This window comes from Geodermatophilus sp. FMUSA9-8 (genome assembly GCF_037034165.1).
Classification (GTDB): Bacteria; Actinomycetota; Actinomycetes; order Mycobacteriales; family Geodermatophilaceae; genus Geodermatophilus; species Geodermatophilus nigrescens.
Genome location: NZ_JBAGKE010000003.1, coordinates 1 through 19,495 on the forward strand (window position 1 = coordinate 1; position 19,495 = coordinate 19,495).

Below are 19,495 nucleotides of genomic sequence, written 5' to 3' on the forward strand. Positions count from 1 at the left end.
ACTGCACCGCATGGGCATCGCCACCGCCATGCTCACCGGTGACAACCCGCGCACCGCATCCCACCTGGCCACCGCCGCCGGCATCGACGATGTGCACGCCGAGCTGCGCCCGGAGGACAAGGCCACCCTCGTCGAGCGACTGGGCCGCCGCGGCCGGGTCGCGATGGTCGGCGACGGCATCAACGACGCCCCGGCCCTGGCCACCGCCGACGTCGGCATCGCCATGGGTGCCATGGGCGCCGACGTGGCGATCGAGACCGCCGACGTCGCGCTGATGGGCGAGGACCTGCGCCAGCTGCCCCGCACGCTCGCCCACGCCCGCCGGGCGCGGCGGATCATGCTGCAGAGCCTGCTGCTGTCCGGGGCGATCCTGGTCGTGCTCATCCCGCTGGCCGCCTTCGGCGTCCTCGGCCTGGGCACGGTCATCGTCACCCACGAACTGGCCGAGGTGCTGGTCATCGCCAACGGGGTCCGCGCCGGCCGGCTCCGTAGCCACGGGCGCCCCGCCGGCCCTGCTCCCGCGCCCCAGCCAGCGGCCGCAGCGGACCGGAGGACACCGCTCGCAGCAGGCAGCCGGCGGTGAGCGTTCGGCGTACCGCCTCCGCGCGGGAGTGACCACGCGGCGGTGTCGGTGCCCGCGGCCTCCGCCGCCGGGCGCCGGCCAGCACGGTCAGCGCCGGGCGCCGGCGGGCCGCGCCGCGCCGTCGAGCAGGGCGAGCGCCGGATGAGCCCGCGGCAGCTGCGCCGCGCCGTCAACGCCTCCCGGCGATGTCCTCGCGCAGCGCAGCCGCCTCCTGCGCGGTCAGGTCACACTCCCGGACGTAGTCGAGCTCGACCAGGTCCCCGCCGCGCCAGCCCAGGGCGGCCATCCCGCCGCAGCGGGGACAGAACTCCCACGTGGTCCACTCACCGTGCGCGCTCACGTCCGCGACATCGTGCGGCCTCTCCGCGTCGAGCAACCGCCCTGCACCACCAGTCACATCGCACGGGGCGGCCCGCTCGCCACGGGGGTCACGAACGGGCCGCCAGGACAGCCTAGATGCGCGGCGCCGCGGTCCCGCACCGCGCCGAGGCGGACCGCCACGTGCCGCAGCGGGAGTGGAGCGGGCCGGGGACTGCTGGCTCGTCGACCGGGCCACCACCGACTCGGGCAGGCCGGCGGAAGCACCGCGGCGAGCGCAGGCAGTCGGAGCACTCGTGCCCCGTGCCGGCGACGCGTGGCGAGGCGGTCGAGCGCAGGTCCGGCGGCTCGTCCCGGGACCACGGCCGCACGCCTCCGCCGCGCCCTGCACCACTCCGGGCCTGCGGATGGCGTCGGCTCCACCGGTCAGCCCGTCGTGACGGGTCAGGGCGACTGCGCGCAGACCCGCAGGCGGTGCGCCGGAAGGCAACCTGCGACGAGCGGCATCCCCAACGTCCGGGCCTGGCACCCTGCCGACCATGACCGTCGCACGCTCCGCCCTGCTGTTCCTCCTCGCCGCGGTCGCCGAGATCGGCGGCGCCTGGCTGGTCTGGCAGGGCGTCCGCGAGCACCGGGGCTGGCTGTGGACGGGGTTCGGCGTGATCGCGCTCGGACTCTACGGGTTCGTCGCGACGCTCCAGCGATGCGAACTTCGGCCGGATCCTCGCCGCGTACGGCGGCGTGTTCGTCGCCGGCTCGCTGGCCTGGGGCATGGTCGCCGACGGGTTCCGGCCGACCGCTACGACATCACCGGGGCGCTCATCCGCCTGGTCGGCGTCGCGGTGATCATGTACGCGCCGCGTTCGGCGTGACCGGGCACGCTGCCGACCGAGCCGTCAGGCGGGAGCACCGCAGGCCCGACTGCCGGCGGCGGTCGTCGTTGTCCTGCAGCCCCCAACAGTCGTGGAGGCGGCCTTCGCGGGCGGTGAGCCCATGGACCTCGCGGACGTTCCGGAACGCCCGTCCGGTGCCCGGCCGCCCTATCCACGCTCCGGTACGGGTGCCCGAGCGACACAAGCGCCCGACGACGGTGTCGCTCTCCCCCACCAGGGCGACGGTCTGCATCCGCACCTCCGGGAACGCCGCCCGGAACGGCGCCACCCACGCCCGACCCTCCTGAGCGAAGGCCAGCGCGAACAGCCCCTCGACCGCGCCGAGGTCGCCGCCGTCGATCACCTCGTCGACCGCGCGGGCCACCAGTCGCTTGGTGTGCTCGACGCCCACCACCACCTCTCCCGGTCCACCGTCATGGTCACGGTGCGCGGTCCTGCCGGCGGCCGATCCGCGCGACCATCCACAACGCACACCGCCAGCACACGAACACCCCCGGCGTGCTGCCGAGCTCGTGGACCCCGGTCCGCGGCCGGTCCCGCCCGCAGCACCCGCACATCCGGCTGTCGTCGGTTCCCGCGACCCGACGACGTGGCGACCTCACCGCAGGACCTCGACTAACTGCTCGACCGTGGGCGCTCCGGTCAGCCCGGCCGGGCTTTGGTAGACGCGGCAGGACAGACCGACGGGGGCGTCCGGCTCGGCGAACGGATCCCGACCGTCCACCAGCACGGTCGGCGACCCGCGGAACCCGACAGCCTCCGCCTCCGCCGGCGTCGCGACCTCACGGCGCTCCACATGCACGTCGGTCCGCCCGGCGCGGGTCAGCGCCTCCTGCAGCCGGTCGTCGGCCAGCCGCCAGTTCGGGCAGCCGGCGAAGTACTGCAGCACCACGTCCACCCGGTCATCCTCCCGTGTCCGAGCCGCCGGACCCCTGTCCCACCCGCGTCCCCAGGGCGATGCAGCTACCGGCGCACGAAGCCACCGCGGCTGCGTGTGCATCCCGAGACCGGGCTCGGCACGCATCCCCGGGCTCACGATCCTCCAGGCCGACTGCCCCACCGACGCCGAAGCCAGCCGACCGACCGACCTCTCCCACGCCGTCCAGGCCTGGCGCGTGCCGATCGCGTCAGTAACGGGCTCGCGACAAGGTCGTGCAGTCCTGCGGACTCGCGGTTGCTCCGGGTGGGAAGTGACGGGTCCTGGGTGAGCCCAGCCATCGCCCTCGAACGGCGGCTGGGTTGCGATCCTTCGACGGGCCTTCCCCCAGTCCCAGCGGGAGCGACGGCTCGGGGAGCCGTCGCTCCACCGCCGGGGACCACTGGCCGTCCGGCACCGCCGGCTACTGCGGTGGTGATCGGTGCCCTTCGAGTTGCTCGGCGCGCGCCAATTCGCTGTCGGCCTCCGCGGACAGGTTGCGCGCCCGTTGCCGCACGGCTTCCGCCTTGTCGTCCCCGACGAGGACCGCGTCGGCGACGTGCAGCAGCCGGTCCTCGACCTCGTGCAGGTGCTCGCCGAACTGCCGGTGGGCCGAGGCCAGAGGTTCCTCGGCCCGGAGTGCTGGCTGCGGTCGGTCAGCCGCCGGCACTCGGGTGCCGGCTCTCTGCGGCGAGCCGGTGCAGGGAGCCTGCCAGCCGGTCGGCCTGGATGCGCCGTTGGTCGGCGCGGTGGCGGAGCGACGCGGCTGCGCCGGGGGTGTCCGCCTGGGACGCGCGCAGGTCCAGCAGCCGTGCTGTTTCGCGGTGCAGGGCCACCTGCCGGAGTTGCTCGATCACGGCCGGGGCGGACAGCAGCCCAGCCGGCTCCCCGCGCTTCGACGTCACGGGGGAATGCTCCCGAGGGCGGGCCCCGGCGTCGAGTCGATCACCAGGCAGGCGCCGACCGCCGGTGCACGCGACGCTCGAACGGACCACGACCGGCGCTGTCCTGGGTGAGGACACCTCTCGGCCGCCGCGGACTGCTGGGCACCCGAGCGCAGCACCTGGCGCCGCAACGAGGCCTGCAGAACCTCCGCGAGCAAGTGCCACACACCTCATGCACTGTCGGGCCACCGACTCGTTGTGACGAGTGGTTCGGCACAGCAACGACGTGCAAGTGAGGCTCGCCGCCCGCGAGTGGAGACAACTGCCCTGATTGCCGCTGTCCCCGTCGCCGAGATGCAAGAGGTGTGTCCCTCTTGATCTTGCAGCTCCGCGCCCTCGAAGACGGTTCGCTCGTACAGGATGGCCAGCTCGAGCCAGCTGCCCTTCTGCGAGTGCTGCCGGCCCCATAACCACCCGGTCAGCCGCGGGCGCTGCGTGTCCGCGACGGGCCGCGGTGGGTCAATCCAACTGGCGCGGGCGGAGCCAGCGCTGCCAAGATTTTCGACCGCAGCGCCTTTCGGGCTTCGGGGTTCATCCGGTGACGACGGTAGGCGTCAGCGACCTCGCGGGGCAGGGCTAGTGCCCAACGATGCACGGCCCCGCCACAGCGTCCGATGGGTGTCCCGACGCCTCGGCCGAGGCGATTGCTCAACGCCCGATAGAGCCTCACACAGCGCCGACGCGCTACGAGAATGACGCCTCGGTGGCAGGCTCGGGCTCATGAGCGATGACCTCTTCGACCCGGACACCCAGCGCGCCATATCGGAGCTGTTGACCCTGGGGGCCACCCACGGGATCGGGGTCACCTTCACTCCCGACGACGAGGGGTGGACCGTCGGCTACATGGTTGGCCACGGGGGCGGCAACCTGGTCGCCGGCTACGACCTCGGTGAGACCGTGCGGGCTGCGCTCCGCCCACTCGACCAGCTGGGCAACGAGCGCGAGCGAGCCCGTCAGGAGCGCAGCCAGCCACGCTGACGTCGGGCGTAGCTGGCCCGCGCCCCACCCAGGAGGAGGTACCGCACCCGCCGAACGGAAGGCCGTCCGACGACGCGACACAAGCATCAGCCGCTACCTACGGTGCCCCCACCCGTTCACCGATCAAGGAGCCACTGATGACCACCATCCTGGCGCATGAGCTGTTCACCGCCACCGATAGCAGCGCTCACAAGGAACACCCCCGCGGCACGTACGTCGAGGGTTCCATGCGGGACGTCACGCACGCCCAGGCCGGTGATGATGACCGGACCCTGTGCGGTCGCCGCGCATTTCGGGGGCCGGACGGCACCGTCTGGCCAGCGCGGCAGTTCACCACCGGAACGGCGGAGCTCTGCCCGGTGTGCGCCGCTCAGGTGACCGCCGCCCTGGCGGCCTGACGACGGCGCGGGGGCCGTGGGTATGCCACGGTCCCCTCGCCGCACGCCAGCGCGCGCAGCTAACCGACGACGACGTCCCGCATCGGCGCCGGCCACTGATCGGCCAGCGTACGCGCCACTAGTCGGCCCAGCGTCACGTCGAACACCTGCAATGCAGCCGGGGTGCTCTGGAAGCCGAATGTCGTGGCGGCCAGCGTCCTCTTAGTCTCACGCGGCGAAGGGCAAGCTGAGCTCATGACTGGTCAGGGCACCGTTCAGTGCCCCATTGACGAGCTGACGCTGTGGTGCTTGAACGCTCGACCGTGAACGCCGCTTTCAACCAAAGAGAGGGCGACGTTCTGAGGCTCGCGTGTCCGGTCGATGGGGAGCTAAGCGGGCTTCCACTCAAGGCGGCGCGACGGGATGGCTGGCCCAGCTGATCGCACCACCTCTGTGCAGTCGGTCGCAACAGCGCTTGCTGCCTAGGGTGCTGCCCATGGCCAATCCCAGACCGGAGTTCGACGGTGAGCCGTTTCCCGAGCCCTACCCGCAGTCGACTGGCTTCGGGCCGATGGACTCCGACGACGCCAAGGAGTGGCGGAAGGCCAAGGCCAAGTGGGAGAAGGAGCACGGACCGCCACGCCCGCTAACGCCCCCCTCCCCGTCTGAGCCCTAAAGTGCTCGCGTGAAGTGGGCGGACTTCCTCGAGCAACGAGCTGACGAGCTGATAGCGCGTGCTAACGCGCTCGGGCTGCAGTCGCTGGTGCCCGGCAACAGTGCGGCTGGGGCCGAGGCCCAGGAGCTGGCGACTCGCGCGCACCGGCTCCGCGGGGTGGTGGCAGACCACAGCGATCTCGTCATGATCGTCGCAGGGGACGAGCGCGCCGAGGTGCCGCCCCGCTGCCGGCGCTGCCGCTCTGCTGATCCGTGTGAGGTGGCCCAGAAGGCGCTGGCCGACTTCCGTCAGCACCCTCACTACAACTCGACCTGGACGGCCTAGGCCCCCTCAGCGCCATCCGACCCTCGCTAGGCTGGTCGGGTGGCGCTGATCGGCGTAATACTCTCCGTGTTCGGGGCGGCGATCGTCACGGGGGAATACGCGATCCGGTGGCGGACGACGACCGTGACAATCGATGGTGGCCGGCCTGACACGGATTTCGCTGCGGAGGAACTCGCGGCGAAGCGGCGTGCACTGGCCTGGGCGGCAGGCCCAGCGCTAGTCCTCGTGGGTGCGCCCCTGAGCGCGTTGGCTCTCTAGGCCCCCTCATCCCCGCTTCTTGCCGTTAACAGTCAGCTCGCTACGCCTGTCGGGGCCGCGTTACCGGAAGCTGGCGAAGAAGGCGCTAACGACCTGGCCACTCCAGCGGGATCGGAACCTTAGGCTCGTTGCTGTCGTGCCGGGCGGCAATGAGTTCTAGGGAGATTCCCTCCACGTCATAGGTGGCGGGCTCTCCGAGAAGTGGCTACGAAAGTCGCCTGTCGATCTCGTAGAGGTAGAAGAGGTCGTGGCGCTTCAGTGATTCGCTCTTCTCTCGACTGCTGACCACTCCGGACACTGCCGCTTGTGCTGCTGCGATCCCCGCTGGGGCCGCGCTGGCAGCCGCCGTAACCCAAGCGCTCAGATCTGCAAGAGATGTGGCTCCCAAGGCGAGTGCTGACCCAGCTAGCCCCTTGATCAACGGCTCGACGGAGACGCCAAGGTGCCGCCCGACCTCCCGTACGAGTCCGTGATCGGCAAGTTGTTCTCTTAGATCCGCAATGGCGGGTTGCACCTCGGTAACATAGAGATGGTCGACATCGGCTGGCAGGTCGCTATCAAACGGCCCAACGCGCAGCCTTGTCGCCATTTCAGCGACCGATCTTCGATACCGGGAGAGCGGGTCCTGGAGGTCCTTTCGAAGGTCCAGTACTTCCCCTAGCGGCGCTTCGTCGAAGGCGGGCAGGCGCGCTATCAGTCCACTCCCTACCGCCGCTTCCCCGGCATTGGCTACGGCTAGACGACTGGGCTCAACCCGCCCTCCGTTGATCATGGACCGAACGAGGGATCCAGTGAGCTCGTCAAGTAGGAGATGGACTCTAGGGTTTTGGATCAGCTTACGAAGCTTCTCCATATATCGCGCCACGAAGGCGTCGGTATCACCATCCCCAACAATCGGTGTCGACAGGCGCAGTAAGCCAGCTTCCATGGCTAGCGTCAACTCGTCGGCGCCTGAGTCGAGAGTCATCTGGTCCGCGACGCCGCGAAACTGCTCTAGGGCCGTCGCTAGTGCGTTCTGAGCCTGGTTGGTCGCGTCCCGTACTTCGTCCGGTATCGACTGACCCGTCAAGCTCGATACGGCGTCGAGGGCCTCAGGCGTCATATTGCCCAAGAGCTTCAGTGCGTGCCGCCACTGTGGCAACGAGATCGGCTCCACGCCAAGTCGCGTTAGAGTCAAATCGTCGAGCGAGGACAGCACTGCGACGACGTCTTGCTTGGAGCCATTGCCGAGCGCGACTACGTTGCCGATCATTTCGACGCCGGGGCTGATGAGTTCTACTTCGTCGGCGTAAAGGACAGCTGACCGGACAAGCCGAAGGTCGTTGGCGAGCGTGACCGACGCGTCGCCCGATTGAGGTGCTGTTGCGATGGCGAGCCGCAACTTGGGTGGCGGCGGTTGGTAGGGCTTCCGAGTAGCCATCCGGTTCGGCTGTCTCTTGCGTCTTCCACCGCTAGGCATGAGAGAAGTGTCCCCGTCGCCACCGACGCAGGTAGCTCGCGCCACGCGCCGGCCAGTGCGCCTGCCCAGGGCGCGCGGCCTCTGGACGCGAGCGTCCCGGTAGTCAGAGCCGCCAGGACGCAGTTGTGGTTGCCCGGCCCGCACCCACGGGCAGGGCGTCGCACGGCCCAGCCTGTCTTGGAGCTTAAGGTCAGGTCCGATGGCGAACCGGCGGTCGCCACGGCTCGTCCGTGTGCGCGAGTCAGACGAGTTTGGGTCGCGGGCTAACTTGACTCAGCGCGGAGCGCGAGCCCCCTGCCGTTTCGCGGTCAGCGTGGAAGCGAACGGCGCGCTCGGGGGTAGACGGACACCCGATCAAGCGGTCCTTGTCGGCGCTCTTAGGGAGCTTGAGCGGGTTTGGGTCGGCACATCACAGCCCCAGCACGGTGCCGTCGATCGACACAGATGCTGGGTCAGGCTTGTTCACGTAGACCTGCGGCGGCGTCCAGATCGCCCGCAGGCGGCGCGCGCCCTGATGTGAAGGGCCGAGGCTGAAAGAGTCGATTCTCGATGCGGCCTGCTCGGTGAGCAGGCGCTCTGAGAACAGCACTCGCGCCACGGGCCGCAAAACGTTGTCGTCCAGGCCCAATCCCCGCAGCTGTGCCAGCGGATCAATCGGCCGCGCGAGCCAACCCATTTGTTGGCCGATCGTCGATGTGCCGAAGAGCCCATCGGACAGCGCTCGACGGACCACCTCGTCGGCCGAAACGCCGTTGATGGACGCGCGCATATTAGACGCCCGCTGCTGCTGGACGACCATTATCAAGCGTTCCTCGTGCCCGATGGTCGAGACGGTCCTCGTCGACAACTCCGCAATCTGCACGGGCAGTGCGGTGTGAGGAGAGGCGAACGGGACACCGCCGGCGCGGTTGTCCCGCAGGCGCACCAGCTCCGCATGGAGCGCGTCGCTACGCACTGCGGCCGTGAGCGAGATTGTCCTGCCGTCGTTGACGATCTCGCGGGCACGGAACAGCGTCCTGCCCACGCGCACCCACGGTGCCAACTCCTCAGCCGCGAGCTCCTCCAGACGTCGCCGCACCCGTCGACCGAGGTCCGCCGGGCCACTCCAAGGGCTTGTCGTATACAGATTGCGGGCGCTCTGGATCAGATCGCGCTGAGAACCGTCCATTTCGCCCGCGGTCTCACCGTGTACGAAGAGGCACAACCGCAACCCGCTCCGCTCCGCCTCCAAGAACTCAGCATGGGTCGCCGAGTACCCGTCGGGCATCCGCACGCCGTAGCGCGGGCCCCACATCCCCACGTAGACCTCGGAGCTGCGAACACCCGAGAGGTAGGCCTGCTCGGCCGATATGTCCTGCGCTCCGAGATCCTCGAACATCACCGCCGTCGCCCCGACCGCCTCGATCGCTGCCCGCACGGCGGCGCGCTCGTCGGGCATGTCGGTGATGAGGCTGGACACGAACACCCGCCGGCCGCTCGCCCACGCCCTGACGTCCTCGTCGGAGGCGGCCTGGGACGCCGAGCGCTGGTCGAGCAGCAGTGACGCCTCATCCATGGCCCCAGTCCATCACGGACATAGTCAGACGCCGAGTGCACACGTCAACAGCAGGCTCCGAGGGGGAGTGCGCCAGCCCGCTGCCGGTCTTCCGGGAAACCCGCAAAGCTCCATCGGCCACCTTTCTCGGGCCATGAGCCGCGCTAACGATTGGCGCTTCCGGTTGCAGTTGTGGTTGCAGTTGGCTCACATCGATCTTGGTTCGCAGTAGTTCGCTGTCGTCCGGCAGAGCGGCGAAACCCCTGGTCAGAGGGTCGTTCCGGACGCTGGTGAACCTTGGTGAACTTCGTCAGGTCGGCCTGGCAGTGTGCGGGTCAGGGGTTCGAGTCCCCGCATCTCCACCCGACGCCGCTCCGGCCAGTGACCGGCGCTCGTGCGACGGCGACTCGATCTGGGAACTACCCGATGAGGTCGTTGAGCAAGGTCGCGTGCAGCGGCAGGATGTTTTCTTTATTGCCCCGACCACGACCGATCGTGATGGGCTTTGGGTGGCCCTGGTAGGTGAGGGTCAGGGCGCCAGGCCACCATGAGCCGACGAGGCTGCCGCCAGTCCAGTCGTCGTGGTGGTTGAGCTGCGTTCCCTCGACCGCTGCGATCTCAAGCTTCTGTAGGAGGCGACGGGGAATGGTCGTCACCGTGACCGTGCCGTCCTCCTCGAAGCCATCGGCGGAGACTCCCACGTAGTCAGCCACATGCAGGTGGCGCTCGGTAAAGATCGTGATCTGGCCGGAAAGTTTGCCGGTGGTTCCGAGACTGTGCGCATCGAGGTACGCCACCTCGTGCTGGTCGCCCATGGCGTAGACCAGCCGCACGACGACGTGCATCGGCACGGGGTAGCTGCTCACGACCTTGGAGCGTTGCAGGACGGAGCGGGCGAGCTGTTGTCGAAGCGACGGCTCGGTCATCCGTCCACGCTAGCCCGGTTCACGAACCGCCGCGTTCCGCTGGCGACTAGCGTCGATGACGGAGTCGGCGTCGCACAGCTGCAGTGGCGTACGCGGGCCGCCGCTGCAAGGACGAGTCAGTACGGGAGCGGTCCCCTCCGGAGCTGGTGTTCCGCGGCTGTGTCGAGGTCCGCAACAGCCAGTACGCCCTTGACGCAGTCGCCAGCATGCGCCGCGGCCTGCAGCCCGATCCCTCCACGACGCCGGCTGGTGGCGGACCCCGCTTTGGAAGTACACCGCTCATCAGCGAGAGCCGGGCAGCGGTCGAGCGGCTGGAGTGTCAGTGGAGAAGAGCGCAACGGATCGCCGGGCGGCACGGCTTCGAGCGGGTCACGTGATCACGGTGTGGTCACGTGACCCAAGGCAAGCTGTTACGAGTCGGCGACCTTGCCGTATGGGCCGCCTGGCGTGACCACAACATGACCAATGAGGCGGAAACAGGGGTCAGGAAGGGGTCATATGGGGCCTTCCGGAGGGTCCTCCGGACCTTCCCCAGTTGCGCTAACCAGCCACTTGACCTGCGTCTTTGCCTGGAACGGGTGACCGGAATCAAACCGGCATGGCCAGCTTGGAAGGCTCGGACACGGGCGCCGTGCGAATCGCAGGCTGGTGACGGGCATCTACGTCGTCGGTGTCTCGAGTTGCCGTCGTCGTCCTCCTCGGCAGGGGATCCGACGTCCTGGACGTGCCAGTCCTCCTAGAGGCTGCGCGACTACTGGCTAGGGACCGCCAAGGTGGCTGGACTGGTCGGGTCGTTCCTCAATCGTTCCTCAGCAGGGTCAATCGCTGGCCATTCTGGTCGGCAGCCGCCACCGGCGAACCTGCAGGTCAGTGACGAGGTTCAGCGATAACCAGCGGTGATCAACATCCTCGGATCCGTCCCCGGCGTACTGCTCCACGACGAACCGCTTCACCTTGCGCCTGGACGCCCGGGTCCGGGCGAGGAGACGCCGTGCCCGCGAACGCCGCCAGCGGCCGGGGCTCCGTGCGGAGCGGATACGGCATGGCGCGACGGTAGGGCCCACGGTCACACCCGTCGTCGCCCGTCGGGGTGGCGGCGTCGAGCCGAGACCCGACCGGGACTCGGCTCGACTTGCCGGTCCAGCCGTAGGAGCCCCGGCGCGAGCCACTGGAGAAGTGCGGGTCCGCGACCGGGGGTGCCGTTCCTACCGTCCGCGGCCGTGATGTCCCTGCACAAGCTGACCGCGGGCGAGGGATACATCTACCTCACCCGGCAGGTGGCGGCGCTGGACGCCACCGAGCGGGGCCATGCCGGCCTGGGCGACTACTATGCGCAGCACGGCGAGTCGCCGGGGACGTGGGCCGGACGCGGCCTGGTCGGGCTGCCCGGGATGCACGCCGGGCACCCGGTCGGCGAGGTGCAGATGACGGCCCTGTTCGGCCAGGGACGTCATCCGGACGCCGAGCGCCTGGAGCGGGAGGCCCTGGCCGCGGGCCGCACGCCGGCCGAGGCGCGGGCCGCGGGCGCCCTCGGCCTGCCGTTCCTGCGGTACGCCGTCCCGGCGGACGGCTTCCGGGCGAGGTGCGTGCAGCGGTTCGCCGACGCGAACGCCGCCCGCGGCCGACCGAGGGACGCACCGCTGCCCGAGGAGGAGCGGGCTCGGATCCGCAGCGAGACCGCGCGGGACATGTTCGCCGCCGCGCACGGCCGCCCGCCGGCCAACGCCCGGGAGCTGTCGGGGTTCATCGCCCGGGCGTCCCGGCCAGCGACCCGGGCGGTGGCCGGCTGGGACCTGACCTTTTCCCCCGTCAAGTCGGTCTCGGCGCTGTGGGCGCTGGCGCCCCGCGCGGTCGCCCGGCAGGTCGAGGCCGCGCATGCCGCCGCGGTCGCCGACACGCTCGCCTGGCTGGAGGAGACCGCCGCCTTCACCCGGCTGGGCGCCGGCGGCGTGCGCCAGGTGGAGACCACCGGCCTGATCGCCGCGGTATTCACCCACCGCGACTCCCGCGCCGGTGACCCGGACCTGCACACCCACGTGGCGGTCAGCAACAAGGTGCAGACCCGCGACGGGCAGTGGCGGGCGCTGGACGGGCGGGTGCTGCACAAGGCCAACGTCGCGGCCTCGGAGCGGTACAACACCCGGCTGGAGGCCCACCTGGTCGACCGGCTCGGGGTGCGCTTCGCCGAGCGCCCCGGCGGGGACGCCGGCAGGCGCCCGGTACGGGAGATCGTCGGGATGGACCCGCGGCTGCTGAGCACGTGGTCGTCGCGGCGGCGGGCGATCGACGTCCGCCGGGCGGCGCTGGCCGCGGACTTCCAGGCCGAGCAGGGCCGGCCCCCGACGGCGGCCGAGGCGATCGCGCTGGCCCAGCAGGCCACCCTGCAGACGCGGGAGGCCAAGCACCAGCCGCGCTCGCTGGCCGAGCAGCGGGCGGCCTGGCGGCGCCAGGCGCTGACCGTCCTCGGGAGCCCGGCCGCGCTGACCGGCATGGTCGGCCGCGTCCTCGGCCGCCCGCCGCACCGGCGGCGCGCGGTCAGGCAGGGCTGGATCGCCGCGGCCGCGGCCCGGGTGCTCGACACGGTGAGCGGACAGCGGGCCAGCTGGCAGTACTGGCACGTGCGCGCGGAGGCCGAACGGGTGGTGCGCGCCGCCGACCTCGACCCGGGCGACGTCGACCGGGCCGTGGCCCAGGTGACCGCGGAGGCCCTCTCCCCCGCTCACTCGATCCCGCTGGACGATCCGGATCCGGTGGCCGAACCGGTGGAGCTGCGCCGCTCGGACGGGGCCAGCGTGTACAGCGTCGCCGGCGCCCGCCGCTACACCAGCAGCTCGGTGCTGGACGCCGAGGCGGTCCTGCTGGCCGCGGCCGGCCGCGGCGACGGCCGCCGCGCGGACCCGGCCGTCGTCGAGCTGGCGCTGCTAGAGGCCACCGCCAACGGCACCGCGCTTAACCCCGGGCAGGCGCAGCTGGTGCGGGAGCTGGCCGGCAGCCGCGCGCGGGTGCAGCTGGCCCTCGCCCCGGCCGGCACGGGCAAGACCACCGCCCTGGCCGCGTTGGCCCGGGCCTGGACCGCCGACGGGGGCAGCGTGCTGGGCCTGGCCCCGTCCGCGGTGGCCACCGCCGGACTGCGCGAGGCCATCGGCGCACCGTGCGACACCCTCGCCAAGCTGGTCCGCTCCCTCGACATCGGGGACACCCCCGACTGGGTGGCCGGCGTCGGACCCGGCACGCTGGTGGTCGTCGACGAGGCCGGCATGGCCGGCACGCGCGAGCTCGCCCGCACCGTCGCCTACGTGCTGGGGCGGGGCGGCTCGGTGCGGCTGGTCGGTGACTCCCAGCAACTCGCCTCCGTCGCCGCCGGCGGCGTGCTCGCCGAGATCGCCGCCACGCACGGCGCGGTGACGCTCACCCAGCTGGTGCGCTTCGCCGACCCGGCCGAGGCCGCGGCCACCGTCGCCCTGCGCGACGGCGATCCTCTCGCGCTGGGCTTCTACCTCGACGCCGGCCGGGTGCACGTCGGCGACCTGACCACCTGCGCAGAGCAGGCCTACAGCGCCTGGGCCGCCGACCGGGCCCGCGGCGCCGACGCGCTGCTGCTGGCCGCCACCCGCGAGGCGGTGGAGCAGCTCAACGCGCGCGCCCGCGCCGACCGGCTCGCGTCGGCCGGGAGTCCGGCGGGTGCGGAGGTGGCGCTGGCCGACGGCACCCGGGCCGGTGCCGGGGACCCGGTCATCACCCGCGCCAACGACCGCCGGCTGCCGCTCGGCGCGGCCGACTGGGTGAAGAACGGTGACCGCTGGACCGTCACCGCCGTCGGCGACGACGGCGCCCTCGCCGTCGCGCACACCGCCACGGGCCGGCGGCTCACCCTGCCGGCGGCCTACGTGCGCGAGTCCGTGCAGCTGGGCTACGCCGCCACCGTGCACGGCGCGCAGGGCGTCACCGCCGACACCTGCCACACCGTGCTCACCGGCACCGAGGCCCGGCAGCTGCTCTACGTGGCGCTCACCCGCGGCCGGACGGCCAACCACCTGTACCTGGCCACCGTCGGGGACGGGGACCCGCACAGCATCGTCACGCCCGCCGCGGTGTCCCCGCCGACCGCCACCGACCTGCTCATCGCCGTCCTCGGCCGCGACGGCGCGCAGTCCTCGGCCACCGGCGCGCGCCGGGCGCTGGCCGATCCGGCCGCACAGCTGCACGCAGCCGCCACCCGGTACGCCGACGCGCTGCGGGTCGCCGCCGAACAGCACCCGGGCGCCGCGGCGACAGGAGAACTGGACGACGCCGCCGAGCGGGTCCATCCCGGGCTGACGGGCGCGGCGGCGTGGCCGACGCTGCGGGCGCATCTGGCGCTGCTCGCCTGTACCGGCGCCGATCCCGTCGCTGCCTTGGCCAGCGCTGCCGGAGTCCGGGAGTTGGGCAGCGCCCACGATCCCGCCGCCGTGTTGGACTGGCGGCTGCCCTCGCCCCAAGCGGCGGGTCCGCTGCCGTGGCTGCCCGGCGTCCCGGCGGCGCTGACCGACGATCCACACTGGGCGCCCTACCTCGCCGCCCGCGCCGGCCACCTCACCGCCTGCGCGGCCCGGGTCGCCGCCGCTGCCGCCGCCATGACCACGGCGACCGCACCCGGCTGGGCCAGGCCGCTGCTGGACCCGGCCCAGGCCTCGCTGCGCGCCGACCTCGCCGTCTGGCGCGCCGCCCATGCCGTGCCGGACGGCGACCGGCGCCCCACCGGCCCACCTCAGCCTGCGGCCGCCGCACGCCGACACCAACGGCGGCTCGAGGAGGCCCTGGCCGCGACCACCCCGGCGAGGGGCGGCGCGGTGTGGGCTGCGCTCGCCGATAGCATCGATCCCCGCCTGCGCCGCGATCCGCACTGGCCGGCACTCGCCGACCGGGTGGTGGCAGCCGACCGTGCCGGCCTGGACGCCGCCGGTCTGCTCGCCGCCGTCGCGGCGCAGCGGCCGCTGCCCGACGAGCTGCCCGCCGCCGCGCTGTGGTGGCGGCTGGTCCCCCACCTCGCTCCGGCCACCGCCGGGGCCGGCCCGTACGGCGCCGGGCCGAGCCCCGGCTGGTGCGCCACGTTGCGGGAGCTGCTGAGCGACGACCACGGGCAGCGGGCGCTGACCGGCCCCGCGTGGCCGGCCTTGGTCGCCGCGGCCACCACCGGCATCCGCAGCGGTTGGTCTCCCGCCGAGCTGCTCACCGCCGCGGTCGCCGGCCTGCCCACCGGGACCGGGAGTGACCTCTCCGGAACCGAGGTGGCCGAGGCGCTGGTCTTCGGTGTCGCCGCCCTCACCGACCCCGCGCCCGTCCGGGCTCCCGAGCCGCTACCGGCCGACCTGCAGCCGCCCGACGACGCCGACCAGCTCCTCCCCCTCCAGGACGAGGCCGCCGCCGTCACCGTTGACCCGGCGGCCCCACCTCCCGATGAGCCCGACGTGCCCTTCGATCCCGGCCAGGACACCGCGCCACCACCGGTCGCGTCGCGGTACGTCACGCCGGCCCCCTTCGCCTTCACCCGTCAGACCGAGGTCGACGAGGCCGACTACCTGCTCGAGCAGCACTTCTGGGCCACGGCCGCCGTCGGCCGCGACCGGCTGGTCGAGCTGAACACGCTCGCCGCGAGCTTCTTCGCCGCCTCCTACCCCGGCTCCTGGGCACCCGCCTACCTGCGGGAACGGCTGGGCACCGACCTCACCGGCGATCCGCGCGTCGCCGCCGGGTATGCGCCGGGCGGCTGGACCGCGCTGGTCGACCACCTGCGCAGCCGGGATGCCACCGCGGACGAGTTGCTCGCCGCCGGCCTGGCTCAGCGGGCCCGGACCGGAACCCTGATCGACCGGTTCCGCGACCGCATCATCTTCCCCGTCCGCGACGTCGACGGCGTGGTCCGTGGCTTCGTCGCGCGCCGCAACCCCGCCGCCGACGAGGACGGACGCGCCGGCCCCAAGTACCTCAACACCCCGGGCACCGACCTGTACCGCAAGGGCGACCACCTGTTCGGGCTGCACGAGAGCCGTGCGGCGCTGGCCGCCGGCGCCACCCCGGCGCTCGTCGAGGGACCGCTGGACGCCGTCGCCCTCACCGTGGCCGGCGACGGGAGGACCGTCGGCGTCGCCATGCTCGGCACCGCCCTCACCGACCGGCAGGCCGACCTGCTGCGTCCCCATGTCCGCGACGGCGGACCCGGTGTCCTCGTGGCCAGCGACGCCGATGACGCCGGTCGGCGGGCCGCCGAGCGGATGTACTGGCAGCTCACCGCCCGCGGCGACGATCCGCGCCGGCTGCGGCTGCCCGACGGCCGTGACCCCGCCGACCTGCTCCGCGAGGGCGGCCATGGTGGTCTGCGGGCGGCGATCCACCAGGCCGACGACCTGGCCACCCGGCTCATCGACGCCCGCCTTCTCCAGCAGCGCGCCGGCGACGTCTCCGACCCGGTCCCCCTGGTTGAGGTGGCCGCAGTCATCGCCGCCCTCCCACCGCCGCGCTGGCTCCACCACATCGACCGGGTCACCAAGCACCTGGACCAACGCCCCGGTGTTCTGCATGCCGCGGTGCTTGCCGCACGCGAGCGGCAGGTGCCGCGGCGAGGTGCCGAGCCGGGTGGTGACGTCGGACCTACTCCGGCCCGTTGGCGCGCCCCTGCCGGTACGCCGTCGACGGAGCCGGCCGCGCCATCGCCGGCGCGCTCCGCACCGGGCCGGTGAACCAGTAGCGGCTCGTCGGGCGCATCCGGCGGCGCCCCGACGGCTCGGGTCGCATCGGTCCCGACCATGACGACTGGGACGACGGGGTCTGCGGCACGGACCATCCGGCGTGAGCACCAGAACTCCGGAGCACAGAACCTGCGGGGACGCATCCGTGAGCCGCCCTTGACCTCACGACGACCACTGGCGATAACATCGGCTTATGGCGATGACAGCCTGGGAGGGTGGGCCGGTGCATCCCCGAGCCGATGCTGCCCCCATCCCAGCACCATGAGCGCGCCGACCGGCACGCGCGAACCCGGCCTCTCGGTTCGGGCGTCCGGCGACGAGGCCGGGAGACCAGGAGTCCGCCGTCGGACCTGGCTGTTCCAGCGGCGCTGGCTCGTCCTCGCGATCGCCGTGACCGCCGTGGCCCTGGCCGCACCCCTGGCGCTCCGGGCGGAGGAGCGCATGGCCACCGGTGGGTTCAACGCCCGGGGAGAGGCCGAGCGGGCCGACCGGATGGTCGCCGAGGACTTCGCCGGCGGCCCACCCCAGCTCGTCGTCCTGGCGACGGCACCGACCGGCGCGGATTCTCCGGACGCCGTCCGTGACGCCACAGCGCTGACGAACCGACTCACGACCGAGCCCGGCGTTGCCGAGGTGCAGTCCTACTGGTCCACCGGCCGCCTCGACGAGCTCCGGTCGACCGACGGCCGGACCGGCTTGATCCTCGTGCGCCTGAGCGGAGACGAGGAAGAGCGGACGACGACGGCTCAGCGACTCCTCCCACTGGTGTCCGCTACCGACTCGGCTTCGCTGAGCCTCGCGGCGACCGGGGAGGCAGCCGTCGACGCCGCCCTCGAGGCCCAGACACAGGACGACCTCGTCAAGGCCGAGAAGCTCACGGCACCCATCGTCCTGGTCATCCTGATCCTGGTGTTCGGAAGCTTGGTGGCGGCGCTGCTGCCACTGGCCGTCGGGGTCCTCACCGTGCTGGGAACGCTCGCCACGCTGTACGGGATCACCTACGTCGCCGACGTCTCGATCTTCTCGCTCAACCTGACAACGGCGATCGGTCTGGGCCTGGCCATCGACTACAGCCTGTTCGTGGTCACCCGCTTCCGTGAGCAACTGGCCGCCGGCGACGACGTCCCCACCGCGATCACCGTCATGGTGCGGACCGCGGGGCGCACCGTCTGGTTCTCCGCGCTCACCGTGGCGCTCGGCTTCGCCGCACCCCTGGTCTTCCCCGCTCTGCGGTCGCTGGCCTACGCGGGCATCGTCGTGTCCCTGTTGGCTGCCACCGTCGCCACCACGGTGCTCCCTGCCGTGCTCGCGGTGCTCGGACGCCGGATAGACCGCTTCGACCCGCTGCGGCGCCGGCACGCCCGCCGCGCTCGGGTATCCCTCGACGAAGGCTTCTGGCACCGCCTGGCCGCCGTCGTGATGCGCCGCCCGGCGACGGTGACCGTCGCAGTCGTCGCCCTGCTCGGAGCCCTCGCTGTGCCCTTCGCATCGGCCAACTTCGGCCTCGAGGACGACCGCATCCTGCCCCCAGCCCATCCCGTGCACACCGGTGGGCAGCAGCTCCGGGCCGACTTCCCGGCCTCAGCCGCCACCACGGCGACCGTCGTCCTCCCCGGCTTCGACGCCCAGGGCTCCTCCGGCGCCCTCGACGCCTACGCCATGCAGCTCAGCGACTTGCCCGGCGCCGGTCGGGTGGACACCTCCACCGGTACTTACCTCGACGGCGAGCGGATCGCTGCGCCCACGGCGGCCAGCGCCCGCTTCGTCTCGGCTTCGGGTACCTGGTTGTCGGTCGAGAGCGAGGCCGAGCCGTACACCCCCGCCGGTACGGGCCTGGTAGAGGCCCTGCGCGAGTTGGCCGGGCCGCAGGAGGCGCTGGTGGGCGGGACGGCAGCGCAGTTCCTCGACACCAAGGACGAGATCACCGACCGGCTGCCGTGGGCGCTGCTCATCCTCGCCTCGACGACGCTGGTACTGCTGTTCCTCTTCACCGGCGGCCTGCTGATCCCGCTCAAGGCCATCGCACTCAACCTGCTGTCACTGACAGCCACCTTCGGCGCCATGGTCTACGTGTTCCAGCTAGGTCATCTGCAGTGGCTGGTCGGGAACTTCACGCCCACCGGCTACATCGACATCGCGATGCCGGTGCTCATCTTCTGCATCGCCTTCGGCTTGTCGATGGACTACGAGGTCTTCCTGCTGTCGCGCATCGCCGAGGAGTACCGCAGGACCGGGGACAACACCCTCGCCGTCCAACGGGGCCTGCAGCGGACCGGGCGCCTGGTGACGGCAGCTGCGGCCCTGATCGCCGTGGTCCTCGGTGCCATGGCCACCTCGGGCGTGACCACACTGAAGGCCCTGGGCGTCGGTCTCGCGCTGGCCGTGCTGCTGGATGCCACCCTCGTCCGCGCCCTGCTCGTTCCGGCGATCATGAAGCTGGCGGGCCGGGCCAACTGGTGGGCTCCGGCGCCCCTTCGTCGTCTGCACCGCCGAATCGGCCTCAGCGACGGATGACCCGGCCGCCCCGCCCTGGGGGCCAACCCGGTCCGACCCGGCGACGACCCACCCCTCGTGCGTGCGACGC

Annotated in this window: 15 protein-coding genes; 7 read left to right on the forward strand and 8 right to left on the reverse strand. The window is 72.0% G+C overall.

Annotated features, from left to right (window positions below):
* On the forward strand, positions 1–583 hold a 583-nt coding region (locus WA616_RS07115; protein ID WP_336028572.1), incomplete at its 5' end, for an HAD-IC family P-type ATPase.
* Between the two features lie 169 nt (positions 584–752).
* On the opposite strand, the gene WA616_RS07120 is transcribed toward WA616_RS07115, so the two are convergent.
* The gene (locus WA616_RS07120) at positions 753–923 is read right to left on the reverse strand and encodes a hypothetical protein (RefSeq protein ID WP_336028575.1); all 171 of its coding nucleotides are present in this window, start codon (positions 921–923) and stop codon (positions 753–755) included.
* A gap of 517 nt (positions 924–1,440) precedes the next feature.
* On the opposite strand from WA616_RS07120, the gene WA616_RS24465 reads away from it, so the two are divergent.
* On the forward strand, positions 1,441–1,773 hold the full coding sequence (locus WA616_RS24465) for a YnfA family protein (protein WP_442901981.1): 333 nt from the start codon (positions 1,441–1,443) through the stop codon (positions 1,771–1,773).
* Here the strand turns inward: WA616_RS24465 and WA616_RS07135 are convergent.
* The 4 genes from WA616_RS07135 to WA616_RS07150 form a co-directional block, all read right to left on the reverse strand.
* Positions 1,748–2,158, reverse strand: coding sequence for an ester cyclase (locus WA616_RS07135; RefSeq protein ID WP_336028577.1), 411 nt, complete (start codon positions 2,156–2,158; stop codon positions 1,748–1,750). The genes WA616_RS24465 and WA616_RS07135 overlap by 26 nt on opposite strands.
* A 234-nt stretch (positions 2,159–2,392) precedes the next feature.
* Positions 2,393–2,692 carry a thioredoxin family protein gene (locus WA616_RS07140; protein ID WP_336028580.1) on the reverse strand — a complete coding sequence of 100 codons (300 nt, stop codon included), beginning with the start codon at positions 2,690–2,692 and terminating at the stop codon, positions 2,393–2,395.
* 442 nt (positions 2,693–3,134) lie between these two features.
* Entirely contained in the window at positions 3,135–3,380 is a 246-nt protein-coding gene (locus WA616_RS07145) for a hypothetical protein (RefSeq protein WP_336028582.1), read from the reverse strand.
* On the reverse strand, positions 3,367–3,615 hold the full coding sequence (locus WA616_RS07150) for a hypothetical protein (RefSeq protein WP_336028584.1): 249 nt from the start codon (positions 3,613–3,615) through the stop codon (positions 3,367–3,369). The genes WA616_RS07145 and WA616_RS07150 overlap by 14 nt, the downstream gene beginning before the upstream one ends.
* A gap of 759 nt (positions 3,616–4,374) precedes the next feature.
* Between WA616_RS07150 and WA616_RS07155 the strand changes: the two genes are divergently transcribed.
* The 3 genes from WA616_RS07155 (at position 4,375) to WA616_RS07165 (ending at position 6,009) form a co-directional block, all read left to right on the forward strand.
* Positions 4,375–4,632 (forward strand): hypothetical protein, encoded by a 258-nt coding sequence (locus tag WA616_RS07155; RefSeq protein ID WP_336028586.1) that lies wholly within the window; start codon positions 4,375–4,377, stop codon positions 4,630–4,632.
* 137 nt (positions 4,633–4,769) lie between these two features.
* Positions 4,770–5,030, forward strand: a complete 261-nt coding sequence (locus WA616_RS07160) for a hypothetical protein (RefSeq protein WP_336028588.1) — start codon at positions 4,770–4,772, stop codon at positions 5,028–5,030.
* Positions 5,031–5,694: 664 nt separating this feature from the next.
* Entirely contained in the window at positions 5,695–6,009 is a 315-nt protein-coding gene (locus WA616_RS07165; protein WP_336028590.1) for a hypothetical protein, read from the forward strand.
* A gap of 463 nt (positions 6,010–6,472) precedes the next feature.
* Here WA616_RS07165 and WA616_RS07170 read toward each other — a convergent pair whose 3' ends face one another.
* The 3 genes from WA616_RS07170 to WA616_RS07180 form a co-directional block, all read right to left on the reverse strand.
* Positions 6,473–7,687 (reverse strand): hypothetical protein, encoded by a 1,215-nt coding sequence (locus WA616_RS07170; RefSeq protein ID WP_336028592.1) that lies wholly within the window; start codon positions 7,685–7,687, stop codon positions 6,473–6,475.
* 448 nt (positions 7,688–8,135) lie between these two features.
* Entirely contained in the window at positions 8,136–9,281 is a 1,146-nt protein-coding gene (locus tag WA616_RS07175) for a DUF4062 domain-containing protein (protein ID WP_336028595.1), read from the reverse strand.
* 398 nt (positions 9,282–9,679) lie between these two features.
* The gene (locus WA616_RS07180; RefSeq protein ID WP_336028597.1) at positions 9,680–10,186 is read right to left on the reverse strand and encodes a hypothetical protein; all 507 of its coding nucleotides are present in this window, start codon (positions 10,184–10,186) and stop codon (positions 9,680–9,682) included.
* A 1,223-nt stretch (positions 10,187–11,409) separates the two neighbouring features.
* Between WA616_RS07180 and mobF the strand changes: the two genes are divergently transcribed.
* Entirely contained in the window at positions 11,410–16,902 is a 5,493-nt protein-coding gene (gene mobF, locus WA616_RS07185; RefSeq protein WP_336029268.1) for a MobF family relaxase, read from the forward strand.
* Between the two features lie 270 nt (positions 16,903–17,172).
* Entirely contained in the window at positions 17,173–19,425 is a 2,253-nt protein-coding gene (locus WA616_RS07190; RefSeq protein WP_336028598.1) for an MMPL family transporter, read from the forward strand.
* Positions 19,426–19,495 lie beyond the last annotated feature (70 nt).

What these genes read in the sequence shown, in the direction of transcription:
- WA616_RS24465 (WP_442901981.1), top strand. Translation starts at nt 1,441, where the DNA reads ATGACCGTCGCACGCTCCGCCCTGCTGTTCCTCCTCGCCGCGGTCGCC.
- WA616_RS07180 (WP_336028597.1), bottom strand. Translation starts at nt 10,186, where the DNA reads ATGACCGAGCCGTCGCTTCGACAACAGCTCGCCCGCTCCGTCCTGCAA.
- WA616_RS07190 (WP_336028598.1), top strand. Translation starts at nt 17,173, where the DNA reads ATGAGCGCGCCGACCGGCACGCGCGAACCCGGCCTCTCGGTTCGGGCG.
- WA616_RS07175 (WP_336028595.1), bottom strand. Translation starts at nt 9,281, where the DNA reads ATGGATGAGGCGTCACTGCTGCTCGACCAGCGCTCGGCGTCCCAGGCC.
- WA616_RS07170 (WP_336028592.1), bottom strand. Translation starts at nt 7,687, where the DNA reads ATGGCTACTCGGAAGCCCTACCAACCGCCGCCACCCAAGTTGCGGCTC.
- WA616_RS07155 (WP_336028586.1), top strand. Translation starts at nt 4,375, where the DNA reads ATGAGCGATGACCTCTTCGACCCGGACACCCAGCGCGCCATATCGGAG.
- mobF (WP_336029268.1), top strand. Translation starts at nt 11,410, where the DNA reads ATGTCCCTGCACAAGCTGACCGCGGGCGAGGGATACATCTACCTCACC.
- WA616_RS07160 (WP_336028588.1), top strand. Translation starts at nt 4,770, where the DNA reads ATGACCACCATCCTGGCGCATGAGCTGTTCACCGCCACCGATAGCAGC.